This is a genomic window from Photorhabdus hainanensis, assembly GCF_018448965.1.
GTDB classification, from domain to species: domain Bacteria; phylum Pseudomonadota; class Gammaproteobacteria; order Enterobacterales; family Enterobacteriaceae; genus Photorhabdus; species Photorhabdus akhurstii.
Genome location: NZ_RCWD01000001.1, coordinates 103,307 through 116,041, shown reverse-complemented (window position 1 = coordinate 116,041; position 12,735 = coordinate 103,307). Strand labels below are relative to the sequence as shown.

General features: G+C 41.7%; 11 protein-coding genes, 4 pseudogenes and 1 CRISPR repeat array. Of the genes and pseudogenes, 1 reads left to right on the top strand and 14 read right to left on the bottom strand.

Annotated features, from left to right (window positions below):
- Positions 1–41: 41 nt before the first annotated feature.
- Positions 42–1,328: a CRISPR direct-repeat array (repeat unit 28 nt; unit sequence TTTCTAAGCTGCCTGTACGGCAGTGCAC).
- A gap of 101 nt (positions 1,329–1,429) precedes the next feature.
- The 14 genes and pseudogenes from EAE92_RS00565 to EAE92_RS00495 form a co-directional block, all read right to left on the bottom strand.
- Entirely contained in the window at positions 1,430–2,611 is a 1,182-nt protein-coding gene (locus EAE92_RS00565) for a transposase (RefSeq protein ID WP_214066663.1), read from the bottom strand.
- 19 nt (positions 2,612–2,630) lie between these two features.
- Complete coding sequence (locus EAE92_RS00560; RefSeq protein ID WP_214066662.1) at positions 2,631–3,032, bottom strand: transposase; 402 nt, start codon at positions 3,030–3,032, stop codon at positions 2,631–2,633.
- A gap of 90 nt (positions 3,033–3,122) precedes the next feature.
- Positions 3,123–3,467, bottom strand: coding sequence for an RNA-guided endonuclease InsQ/TnpB family protein (locus EAE92_RS00555; RefSeq protein WP_214066661.1), 345 nt, complete (start codon positions 3,465–3,467; stop codon positions 3,123–3,125).
- A 38-nt stretch (positions 3,468–3,505) separates the two neighbouring features.
- A pseudogene (locus EAE92_RS00550) lies at positions 3,506–3,778 on the bottom strand (helix-turn-helix domain-containing protein); the annotation flags it as partial.
- Between the two features lie 771 nt (positions 3,779–4,549).
- A complete protein-coding gene (locus EAE92_RS00545) occupies positions 4,550–4,981 on the bottom strand; it encodes a hypothetical protein (RefSeq protein ID WP_214066660.1) in 432 nt (143 codons plus the stop codon).
- Between the two features lie 1,379 nt (positions 4,982–6,360).
- Positions 6,361–7,257 (bottom strand): phage tail protein, encoded by an 897-nt coding sequence (locus EAE92_RS00540; protein WP_214066659.1) that lies wholly within the window; start codon positions 7,255–7,257, stop codon positions 6,361–6,363.
- Positions 7,258–7,561: 304 nt separating this feature from the next.
- Positions 7,562–7,798 (bottom strand): tail fiber assembly protein, encoded by a 237-nt coding sequence (locus tag EAE92_RS00535; RefSeq protein ID WP_415186272.1) that lies wholly within the window; start codon positions 7,796–7,798, stop codon positions 7,562–7,564.
- Between the two features lie 218 nt (positions 7,799–8,016).
- Positions 8,017–8,502, bottom strand: a pseudogene (locus tag EAE92_RS00530) (tail fiber assembly protein).
- Positions 8,503–8,773: 271 nt separating this feature from the next.
- Positions 8,774–9,467 (bottom strand): annotated as a pseudogene (locus tag EAE92_RS00520) (transposase family protein); the annotation flags it as partial.
- Positions 9,451–9,924 carry a recombinase family protein gene (locus EAE92_RS00515; RefSeq protein ID WP_214066658.1) on the bottom strand — a complete coding sequence of 158 codons (474 nt, stop codon included), beginning with the start codon at positions 9,922–9,924 and terminating at the stop codon, positions 9,451–9,453. The pseudogene EAE92_RS00520 and the gene EAE92_RS00515, both read right to left, overlap by 17 nt.
- A 338-nt stretch (positions 9,925–10,262) precedes the next feature.
- A complete protein-coding gene (locus tag EAE92_RS00510) occupies positions 10,263–11,324 on the bottom strand; it encodes a DUF6528 family protein (protein WP_214066657.1) in 1,062 nt (353 codons plus the stop codon).
- Between the two features lie 60 nt (positions 11,325–11,384).
- Positions 11,385–11,603 (bottom strand): glycoside hydrolase family protein, encoded by a 219-nt coding sequence (locus tag EAE92_RS00505; RefSeq protein ID WP_214066656.1) that lies wholly within the window; start codon positions 11,601–11,603, stop codon positions 11,385–11,387.
- Between the two features lie 44 nt (positions 11,604–11,647).
- Positions 11,648–11,851, bottom strand: a complete 204-nt coding sequence (locus EAE92_RS00500) for a phage holin family protein (protein WP_214066655.1) — start codon at positions 11,849–11,851, stop codon at positions 11,648–11,650.
- 227 nt (positions 11,852–12,078) lie between these two features.
- Positions 12,079–12,462: a hypothetical protein gene (locus EAE92_RS00495; RefSeq protein WP_214066654.1), complete on the bottom strand. Its 384-nt coding sequence runs from the start codon at positions 12,460–12,462 to the stop codon at positions 12,079–12,081.
- A gap of 132 nt (positions 12,463–12,594) precedes the next feature.
- Between EAE92_RS00495 and EAE92_RS00490 the strand changes: the two are divergent.
- A pseudogene (locus EAE92_RS00490) lies at positions 12,595–12,720 on the top strand (RNA-guided endonuclease TnpB family protein); the annotation flags it as partial.
- Positions 12,721–12,735 lie beyond the last annotated feature (15 nt).

The following is a 12,735-nucleotide window of genomic DNA, read 5'->3' as shown; positions in this document are numbered from 1 at the left end:
AGCAGCACACTCGATAGTTTAAAGAAGAAGAAAACTTTCTATTTTTAAGCTGCCTGTACGGCAGTGCACATGGGCCATTTGCTAAAAAGATGGGGGCTATTTTTCTAAGCTGCCTGTACGGCAGTGCACGACTCTGCTAACCACGCCCCAAAAATCACTTTTTTCTAAGCTGCCTGTACGGCAGTGCACCCAATTTTTTGCATGCAAAACCTCACTCATAATTTCTAAGCTGCCTGTACGGCAGTGCACAGCGAGCGTACTGATATTATTACTGTCCCCTTTTTCTAAGCTGCCTGTACGGCAGTGCACCGCTTGATACTGAGGGGGTTGGGCTAGATGAATTTCTAAGCTGCCTGTACGGCAGTGCACGTAGCGACGGCGATTCAAATAGATATTGAACTTTTCTAAGCTGCCTGTACGGCAGTGCACAAAATATAAGAATACTTTATCAAATCGCCTCATTTCTAAGCTGCCTGTACGGCAGTGCACATAAAACAGTTTTAGGCGATTTATTTGTGGTTTTTCTAAGCTGCCTGTACGGCAGTGCACGAGCAAATTCAACGGTTCTTCCCGAACATGGATTTCTAAGCTGCCTGTACGGCAGTGCACTTCCTTGTATGACAACATTTCCGATTATTTCATTTCTAAGCTGCCTGTACGGCAGTGCACATGGTTCTTTGCCAACTGGAGCCGCGACGGCATTTCTAAGCTGCCTGTACGGCAGTGCACGGATAATATTTGTTAATAGCCGGTGTAATTCATTTCTAAGCTGCCTGTACGGCAGTGCACTTGAGGGCAACTTGTCATACTCAATTTCATCATTTCTAAGCTGCCTGTACGGCAGTGCACATTGAATACGCTCTTCCCAATCGAGCGCTAATTTTCTAAGCTGCCTGTACGGCAGTGCACAATGAGAGATTATCTTGCGTGCTATGCATTATTTTCTAAGCTGCCTGTACGGCAGTGCACGCTGTTAGTAAATGGCCCTCTTTGGTGTTTCCTTTCTAAGCTGCCTGTACGGCAGTGCACACCAGGGTAAAGGCATTTCAGCGTCGCTGTGTTTTCTAAGCTGCCTGTACGGCAGTGCACCACAAAGTCCCATTCCAGTCCCTTGCACCGATTTCTAAGCTGCCTGTACGGCAGTGCACATAAAAGAATTGGTGTTCATTCTAGTCGTCAATTTCTAAGCTGCCTGTACGGCAGTGCACGGTCAGAGGAGCACTCTCTCGATGAGGAACCGTTTCTAAGCTGCCTGTACGGCAGTGCACAGTTCCTTGCCTTGTTCGTAGTTTTTGGAGTTTTTCTAAGCTGCCTGTACGGCAGTGCACTGTTACATATTAACTTTAACATGCTGATTTTCAAAGAGCATAACTACTAAAAAGTGAAAAACCCTTTTTATAAGAGATAATTAATTTACCCATAAAATCAATCAATTACAACTCCCTTCAAAAAAAGGGTAAAAATAAGGTAGCAGCAAAAATATAATCACATACTTAAGTCGTCTGTCGTGACTGCTCCCCGCCGTAAAGAGGGTGTCGCAAAAGGTTAAGGTCACTTTTTCAAGCATCAAGTTAAATTCAATCACTGACTTTGGGCAGCCTGTTATTTGTATGGATAACAGGCTAAAAATAATCCCTAATATCAGAGCCACCGCTCTTGATAAGTTATAGGCCATTGCATGCAGGGAAAACTCCAGCTTTACCGCTGACAATCCCTTACGCCGAAAGCGTTCCAGTCTCTGAATTCCCCGTAATGCCGAAAATACCGGTTCTACCAGGCTTTTCCGTTGACTCAATATCTGTTTTGACTCGGGTCGGGCCATATGCAAACGAAGCGCCTCCCTCCCTTCATCTTCCGGATAACGTTTTATTTTTCTTCCTCCTTTAGCCTTTGTGCAGCCCGCTTTCTGCGGGCATCCGGCACAATTGTCAGCGCTATAAACCCGATAGGGCCGCGTTTTTTCAGTGGCTTTCACTGTACTTTGCAGGGACAATTGGTGATGCACAGGACAAATATAGCAATCTTGCTCAGCATCATAAGTAAATAATGATTTAGGATAGATTTTTCGTGCGCGCTGTCGGTCTGAATTTTCTGCACAAAACAGCAAGATCTGATGTTTCTTCGCCTCAGCAATCACATCGTCATGGAAATAACCGGCATCCAATATCAATTTTTCCGGGTGACCGCCCGAGATAGTGAGATTCTGCGCCAATAACGCGGCCATCACTTGGGTTTCACTGGAGGGATCGACCGTGTGAGCGACGATAAGACGTCTGTTGTTGACTAAAACAGACGGTTTATAGGAAGTTGAAAATCCCCTTCCCCGCTTAAGTTTCTGGACGACGGCTTCGGGTTCTGTTGGATTGATACGCAGTTGGCTGGCATCCTTCCCTTTTTTTTCGCGATTTTCTTGTCGGCGCCGTAATACGCTGGCTCCCTGTTCCAATTGCTTTATGCGTTTTTCTGTCTGCGCTGTGGCAGGGGTGGCCGTGAGAGTATTTTTTTCACGTGAAATCACTTCCTGAGTTAAAAGGTGGTAATGAGAACAGGCCGCCTCTATCACTGTCCCGTCACCGGCCAGGCACGAGCCGTCCGAATGACTACGGTGCAAAATGGATAAGGTCAGTGCCTTAAAAAAACGAGCCCGTCAGGACGGATTGGTGCTGATAAATAAAACGCCCAAGACTGGCATGATCGGGCGTAATTCCCTGACTGACAAAAATACAGCCTAAATCTAAACGCGCAAGTCGTTCAAGTTCTCTGAGCGAGCAGTGTCCTTTCATGATCCCATAAAGCAGGATCCCTATCATGGAGCGTGGAGAATAAGGGGCTCTCCCTGTCGAAGCATAATGGCGTTCAAAAGGGCCCCAATCTTGCTCATCAAGAATGTCAGTAACAATAAATGCGCTACGCTCCCCCATTTGCCTGAGATAATCAGAAAGGGAGCCATCCAATACAGGTAAGTGCTGAGCTTTGACAAACTGACGTCCGGTATGAAGGGAAGGTTCCCGTTTTCGAATGAATAAGGTCATAAAAGATCTGCGCTTAAAAGAAGTACGTAGATCTTAACGGATAATACACGCCTTTTGCGACACCCTCTAAACGGCGAGGCTTCCCACTTCTCAGGCCGCCACCGTCGATGCAACGGATTTACGCTGGCCTCCGTGGGCAGAAACGACGAGTCCCGCCGCCTGTAATTCCTGTATGCCCTTGCGCTCGATGTTGAGCGCTGCGTTGATATCACGATCATGTTCGACACCACAGCAAGGACATGGCCAGCTCCGCTTATGCAGCGGCAGTTCTGGCATTTTGTGACCGCAACAGTGACAGGTTTTCGAACTGGCGAACCACTGATCCAGCTTCACCAGATGAACCCCTTTCTCTGCGGCTTTGTATTCCAGTTTCTTGATGAAGCCATGCCAGCCCGCATCGCCGATAGCGCGAGCCAGCCTGGGATTCTTCATCATGTTGGCCGATTTCAGCGTCTCAACAATGATCGCTTGGAGTTGGAAAACGCCATATCGAGGTTAATCACCGCCTGCTGCAAGGCGATGGCGTCATACGCTTTGAGCCAGGCATACCGGCGGGATTTTTTCGCCACTGACAGTAAGGGCTTGAGGTCTTTACGCGGGCTGAGGTTCACCCCGTGGCGTTGATAAGCGTGCTTCTTGATGTGGAGCGCCTTGTTGTACGCGAAACGAACCGCACCGAACTGAGCATTGAGATAATCAGCCTGTTCGGGTGTCGGGTAAATGCGGACTTTGGTGGCTCTTAACATCATCAGCGCTCATCGGGATAGTTGATGTATTTTAACCGCTTTTTTTTGGCCGTGTCCCCCCGGGCTGCCAATGAGCGTGAGGGTTAATAACCTGAAAGCCCTACGGGCTTTTCGCCTTATATCACCGCCCGCATTGGGCGAGGGTTTACGGCGGATTTTGCTAAGATCTGTGTAGTAAGTGAGAATCGTTGCCTATAAAGCGTTCAATGATGATGAAGCCAATTCACTGAATTCGATTATCAAAAAAAATCAGTACCTCTTAATCTCGCAGCCCCTTTTCAATAGTGACATCATCCAATACGCCAACAGTTGTATTAATTTCACCATGAATTTAAATATTGAAAAACTCAATATTACCCAATTTACCAAGTCTACAATTTATATTTTCAGCAACATAATTATCTTGACTAAAGATATAATCTATATTACATGTTATTATGAAACCAAATATAAAAATTACAGGTAAAAAGTGATTATTTACTGCCACTATTTAAATTAAATCCCTCTACTCATGAATTATTTTATTTTCATTCACCTATTTTATTAGCTAATGAACCTATAATGACTCATTTCCAGAATATACCACCACTATATCAATATCTTATATAAACCATTTTCAGCAATCACTCCCATCATTAAATAAAAATATCAGGTTGTTTTCTCATATATCTAATATTCCATTCCATCTGAACAAGGGTGGATTATCTCTATAATTAAGGAAATGCCCTGAAAATATCAGAGCATTTTTTAAGTTAAACGCATCGCTTACTATTAGCGCCGTAGTATGGTGTAAGAAAATATCATGTTACGAAGATAATCGTTGTCAACTTTATTATCAATGATTTCACCAGTCTCAAGAATCAATCGATGAGTTGGTTCTTTTGAGCAAAGAATCATGAGCCGCATTTTATCTTTTATAAGCCAACTATCATTGCTCGCAGGACTAAGCCAGTGAGATTTGAGCAAGATATTACCCTGACTATCGCAAGGCATTTCATTAAATTTTACCGTCCAGTTAGCATCAACTTCCGTTTTTTTATTGATAGGCCCGTTCTCACCTTGAATATCAACAGAACCATAAAATAGGAATTCACCATCAATAAGGTGAACTTTACCGGCACTCCATCTTGAATATCCTAACCCAATGTTTTTAGGGATATTTACCAACGTTTGATATTGAACACCTTTAACTGAATACATCATGTTTCAATCCCCTTTGGTATAGTTACTGTGCGAAAATAGAATTTCACCACTCCAGATTTAACCAACAAATGCAATATTATTACTCTATGAATAAATAATTTCATATCCCTTTAAATCAATCATTAACTTTTCCATTCCATATTTTTTATAGCCAATTATTTAACCCCATTATAAATAAATTTACCCATCAACAAGAAACTTTATTAAATCCTAATGTTTTAAAAAGACAACTTTAAATCACTCATACTATTGCAAATAAAAACCATTTAAACAAATTGATTTTTCATATAAACCAAATTAATCCTTTGCATTAAAAAACCTATAAACCATTATTTTTAATTCTAAAAAACCACATGCATTTCAATTAGAATCAATTATAAAAAATCATTTGGAATTTGTCTAATATAAAGATTAATAAAATAAACCGTTATCAAGCATCAATTTGTAGTCATTATCATCAGAAAATAAAGACAAATTCACATCCATGTGATTTTATATTGTTTCACTGAACTACTTAAAATATCAGAGTTTATTAAAAAACAATTTATTTCCAAGGGGTTTTTATTAACCATTTTGAGATTTCGATACATATAACCAATAAGTATATTTCTCATGAAATTCTTTCCTGAGTTGTTTGGGTAGTCTCTTAGCCAACTTTTCTATTTCTATGCGGTAATAGCTTTCAATCTCATTAACCGTTTTTTCTGGATTGGATTTAATTAATCGTTCCGCTAATTCTTTAATCTTATCTTCAACCAGCTCGTTACCGTCTCTTCCCTACCGATAAAATGAAAAAGGAGCAAGTTCTGATGGAGTGAAACTTTTAAGTTTCTCTAAATAAGACTCTAAAATAGTGCTACATCTTATACTACTCATAATTCCATATATAACAATAGGTTGAATAAGGCCATGTGTAGCAAAATTATGAAACGCTATTTAGATCCATTTTCTCTTTTTTTAGTTCCATTTATTCTTTAATCTCAGACTCACAATGTTTACATTTAATAACGATTGGGTTAATTTTTTCAGCACAAAACGGGCAGTTTACGTAATTCTCTTGATTATCCTTTTTTCTGCTACCGAATAAAGTCATTATTAAGCCACCAAATATTATATTAGTAAGCTAATGAGTATATTTTACATCCAATTATATTTACCACACCACCTTTGCGTTATTAATAAATTCAAAAAACCAACCACTCAGAAATAAATATTAACTTTACAGATAAAACTGTTTGTAATATATCTCACCAAATAACTGCAATGATAAAAATATCATTATTAAATTACGACTATCTGAAATAAAGAAGAGGAATTATTGAATAATGGGAAAGTAAGCTGCTATCACTGTGAACAATAAGGGCCAAATGGCCCTATCATTATGCAGCCTTTACAATATAGTTAAATGCGATATTGCGAGGACGATTCTCTGAGGCTACAGGAACAACCCTTGACGCCAGGAATCCAAAGCCATATGGGGTATCCGTGTCAGAGACATTTAATGATTTGAAACTGCCATCTGAGGCTATTCCAAGAACTTGACTAGCATAAATAGCCCCTCTTGTTGCCAAATGATAGTTTGGCGCTATCATGCCGGCGAATGAACCCTCAATATTTCTGATGGCATCCCCCTGAGAAGTTAAAATTCTACGGCCACTATCAACACCGCGTTTATCATCCCAACCTCGAATAAATTCACCTCTTAAATCGGGCAATTTACCCTCAGGATAAGCTTCTGCTAACTTTGGGTACTGTAATTTATCAAAAGCTGAACCGTTACAAGTGAAATAACCAACAGGTGGATTCGGCAATGGCCAGGGAATAGGAGAACCAACAGGAACTTCACTGATTGTTTCAATTCGATTATCTGTATATTCACGTAATGAATTTACTATTTCCTGAGCAAGCTTTTGTGTGACTCCCAATGTATCACTATTACCAATCACATTTGTAAGCTGAACAACACCTTTTTGTGTTAATGAAGCGTCGGGAATGTCTGTTGCAATTTTTTGTTCTAATGCTTGATTTAATTGTGCAGTAAGCTTGGCTATATCCCCATTATCCAAAACCTCAGCGCCAGATTGTTCCGCAATAAAATTAGCTACAACAGATGATATTATTGAGGATTGGCGTAATACCTTATTTAACACATGAGTAGAAACATTCTCTGGTGGAAACCCCGTCTGTAGACTCTGACTTTCTTCATATTTTTCTTGATTCACTACATTAGCGTCATCACTAATAGAAAAGGCTTTAAAATCATTTCTTTGGTTCATATACCTTCCTTAAATTAAATAACATTATTTCATAATCAATATATTCAGATCATTGTAAAAAAATCCCCTTGAAACTCATGCCAATCAAAGTCTAGTTTAGAAAAATAATAAAGTGTTGTTCTTATTCCTTATAAGGTTAACTAATTTTGTATAATTGATTACAATAAACAATTCAATATCAAGAAGTTACTAATCTCTCCCTTCTTTCATTTCTTACTACAATTTTTCTATTTCAAGTTATAGGCTGAATCTCTTTCAATATCCTAACTAAAACATCAACAAAACCATTATATGAACGACCTGTTTATTCAAGCCATCGATTGTTCCGGCTACTGAACATCAGACGCTTGCAGAACGTCAACACGAATAAATTTTTCCATTCGAATAGAGAGGCTTTCACTGTTGCTGTGGAGACGTCTAAATCAACAGAGTGCTGTAGCAATGAGAGTGTTTCATTTGCTTGTTGTAACAATGCTGCTTGCTGTTGTTTTGCATCGTTGATTTGATGAAATTTTAAGAGGTCTTTATCTTGAGGTTTTATTGTTTCAACTTATCGAGCGGAGGAGAGATTCAAATAACAACACTAATATATTGATAAATAACAATTAAATTAATAATAAAAATAAAACTATACATATTACTATACACAAAAAATCTCATTACTAAATATGACTATCTGAAAGAGAAGAGAGAAATTATCGAACAATGGGAAAGTAAGCTGTTATCGCTATGAATAATAAGGGCTTCACGGCCCTGTTTTCACTTCGGCACTTCCGGCCACTGCACATCAGGCGCTTGATTCACATCTACACGAATCAGCAACACTCTGTACTTTTTCCATGTCAGTAAAGCGGATTTTTCTGCTTCGGTAGCGATATCTAAATCAACAGCATCTTACAGTAATTCAATGGATTCATTCGCGTGTCGTAACAGAGCTACACGCCGCTGCTCCGCTTGTTCAATCTGATTTGCTTCCAGAGCAACATTATCAGTGACCCATTTTGTACCATCCCATTTATCAAAATTGGTGGCCGGTTGCTCGAAAGTCAGAGTTTCAGGTAATTCACCCAGTTCAGTGATTTCCCGTTGAGTACGTGTTAATGTGTCGTAAGTGATTTTTCCGCGATAATCCGGGACGATTTCCCAACGGCGTTTATCTACACTGCGGCAAACAGCTTCGCCGTCAGACTTCGGTAACTCAGGAGCATCAGGATAAGCTCCTGCTGATAGACTAACTCCAAGCATGACGTATTCAATATCTGAAGCGATAAATTCTCGAAAGCACGGACTCAACCAGCTTGGCGGTGATCGGTTTTTCACCTGTCTGGTATCCTGCTTCCATCACCAGCTTCAGATGCAATTGCACCTGCAATGGAGTCCGGAGTTTCATCGCCAGCAGGTCGACAGCCTCAGTGGTCAGGATATATTCCAGCTTACCCTTACCGGTGCTGGTTTTCAGCAGCCACTGAATGTATTCACGCTGGCTGCCGGTGATCCCGTCCAGCGTAAAAATATCGGTACGATAACCAATGTCCCTGCCTGCCGGTGTATGCGTCAGCCAGTCAACCTTCAGGGACTGCATCATATTCTGGAATACATGGCTTTTGGCCACCGGACCGTTATCGAGATACAGCATTTTCGGGCGGCCCTGGAAAGGAAAACTAGGTCTGACTTTTAGCGCCGTGGCATTAAAGAGAAAGCGCAGCGCTGACTCCGCATCTTCACCGTACACACCGGTATTCCTGGTAAGCGACACCGCTCTGGTCATCCACCACGCTGAACAGCATCAGTGTGGGTTCGCCCCGGGCAGGGTCTACCTAGTCAGGCCGCTCAATATGTTTGAGGTCGGACGGTGACATATCAAACTGCCAGCAGTCATTACTGTTTTCAGCCTGAAATCTTACCGCCGGAGGCTCCCGTAACAGGCGGGGCTGCTCCAGACGCCAGCGGGAAAGCCAGCGATTGACTGTCTGTTTTCGAAGTAAACCTTTGGGACTTCTGATCAATCCCTGAACAGTCTCCACACCATGCTCTTCCAGCAACTGTATTGCCCGTTCGGTCGACAGATGGCGGCCAGATTTGTTAGTAGTACGTAATTTCAGTGCGGTAATCTGAGTGGCGCGTTCGGGGCTTTTTGGCGGCAGGCGATCAAGCCGTTGCCGCAGTTGCAACAGGGAGTCAACCGGGATAGTGCTACACCAGCTGCTCATAATTTTCCAGAGTCCGGTAGACTGACGCCCGCCCAATCCCGAGCTGGCGGGCAATTGCCGTAGCGCCCATCTTCTCAGTGGTGTACAGGCGATATACCTCAGCAGGATCTATTGAGGGCTTTCTTCCGCGATATACGCCACGGGCTTTCGCCGCTGCCGTTTGCGTGTCTACAGGCTGTTCCGTTGCCCTGAGTGTTACGCCCTGCTGATTAAGGGCATACACGATATCCTGCAGGTCCTTAATGCTGCGAGCCAAGCGATCCACGCGGGTCACCATCAACGTATCGCCGGGGCGCAGGAATTCCAGTAACAGCTGCAACTTACTCCTTCCGGTTCGGCTGCTTCCACTGGCTTTTTCTGAACGAATGATTTCACAACCAGCAGCACGGAGTGTTTGTGTTTGCAGGGTGAGATCCTGGTCGCTGGTTGAAACGCGGGCATAACCGTAAAGAGCCATAACTGAGAACTGTCTCGTTTAACTCTAGATGATGAAAACGTCACACCAGGATGAGACAAAAACAACCCAAATGAGACAGAAAAACTGTCTCACTGAGCTGTGCGTTTTGGGTGTACCTGTAAAATACAATTTAGCCAGTTCACAGGGCTAAGATATTTCAAATGCATCCTCACAGAATTTCTATCTGAGCCGTTACAATCCCCCCCTTATGTGTTTTAATTTCTGAGAGGGAAGATGCACTTCCATTAGTCTCACTATCTTCCTTCAGGAAGACAATATGTATTAACAGGATTATTTTTTCGGAGGAATGTCACTAAAATAATTCAGTGCGCCAGTATCTACAGATCGGGCATCCAGTTTTTGTCAAGCAAGCGTGCCTTATAGAAAGATACTGCTGAAGATGGGGAGAAATTTATTTTATTTTTGCCCGTAATGTCAAAGTCGATGATATCGTCCACTTTTGTTGAAAAAATAAGATGAGTTCCCTCATGAAAATAGTTATCGTCAGTGGTAAACCATGGTGCTGCATGCGCAATAGTTAAAAAATTCTCCTGATCAATAAAACCAGAGACGGCTTTTATTCCACCTTTCTTCAGAATAACTTTTTTTTCTTTCGCGGTTTTTTCGAGTCCCTGAGATATTTTACTGTCAATTTCATAGAATGGCTTGAACTCATCAAGTGTGATTTTTCCGCTAGGAACATTATCTAACTTAGTGGAATCAAATAAAAAGCACCTTTCCCCTGTCGATAAGAAGTACATTCCCGATTTTTCACCATAAACCTGATATATATCATGAACTCCATCTTCCCAGTCGGCATTCTCGCTGCACTTGTTATAAACTTTACATCTTAAGTAGTAGTCACTTATATCATAGCTGGCCTCTTCAGTTAGTACAGGTTTTTTATCTTTCACCTGATAAGTGTATTTCTTGATAGTTGTGTAGCCACCTGCATAAAGTTTATGAGCATTTTCATCATAAGTGAGAGCATGAGCATGAGCTAATTTGTACCACGGGACCTGCTCTTGTGGGATTTCAACATTGTTTCCCCCAGCGGGTAAGATGCCCAGCCATCCATATGAGTCCGCTATCACAACATTTCCATCAGGGAGTGAGTGTGCTGAATGTATGTTTGTTTGATAGCCTGTTATTTCCTTGTGAAATAACACTCTCTTCTCCTTTGAAAGTTCGAATATAATTACACCATTACTTGTCGTGGATAATATTGATTTTTTTCCGTTGTATAAGATGGGTTTTATTTCCGTCATATACTGAACGTTGGGTGACTCCCATACAACATCCTTATCAGTAAGCGTTAACTTTTCTCCACAAATATTGAGTTTATATATTTGTATTTTGTTTTTTTTCCTGTTCCCAACAAGAAGCGACATGTTATCCATATATTCTCCTAACCTCAGGTTTATTTCAGATAAACAATGGTATAAATCATACCATTCAGACTATTGACAAAGTGCTGGTCTTTTTATCCGGCACTTTGTTTTAATTAAGTTCCGTTCACTAAACGGAGTATGTGTGGCGGTTAATTTCATTCCTTTTTTGACGGGTTGACCATCAATGTGGGTTATGCCATGACAAATTGTCCAGATACCACCAGCATCTTGATATACTGATAGCCAATTGCCTTCTTTCCCGTCTAAGAACTGTGACAATATAGCCATAGCACTCGCCCCGGAGAGCGCAAGACCAATAACGGCAACTTAATTTAATCTTGGTCTTTATTATTTCTACTCTCCCGCTTTAGCTGGAATTCTTTTCGCTTGTAATGCCAATTAATTGAAAAGGTTCCAACAGTACAGATAATGCCGATAATAAGTGCCCAGTCGTTCAATGACAGCGCTCCAAGCGTAGCCGTTAGCATCCCCCAACAATAAGCTGACGGACTTGTGTATTTGTCCATGAGTTTCATATTTCCACCCCCGTTGGGGATTAAGACCCCGTTAAACGGGCGTGAAAAGAAAAAGGCCGCGAATAATCGCAGCCTAGAATGAGTTATTCGAAAAAACTGGAGTACTAAATTTGAACTATATAAATCACCGGATTTAGACTATGAGTCGATAGCGTGAGTACTACAAGGTCAAGTTGGGTAATTATATAGGGGTTAAATATTCTTCAAAACTAACCGAAATCTCCACCCTATATCACCCAGCATAAATACCGATGATAAGAACACCCACAAACATAAGCACTAACATATAAAAATTGTTGTGGTGATATCACTGTCCAGCAACTGATAACAAGAGAAAGTGAATACCATATTGACACCATAAAGATCTTCTCTAGCAAAACACGGTAATGCCCTGAGGCTTGCATTTTTTTCAACAACCTATTGCCAGACACGGATGCAAGTATCGATAAGCCTGTGATTAAAAATCCTAATAGTGTTGCAGATACTTGCGCAGCAACGGTTGCGGCTGAACGAATAGTAGCGTCATCAAGACCTATAAACCAACCTTTGTACCACGTAGTAATAGTGAGGGTAAATGCGATAAATATACATATTTTTATATAATATTTCATATCTCCCCTCCACGTTAGCAAAAACCGCCGTAAACCCTTACCCAGTGCGGGCGGGGATATCAGGCGAAAAGCCCAGAGGGCCTTAGGGCTAGCGACTCCGACGTCTCCTGACTGAATGGATATCTGCCGATAAACCGCGATATCAATGCGGCGCTCAACATCCAGCGCAAGGGCATAACAGAATTACAGGCGGCGGGACTCGTCGTTTCTGCCCACGGAGGCCAGCGCAAATCCGTCATAAAGACGGTGGCGGCCTGAGAAGTGGGAAGCCTC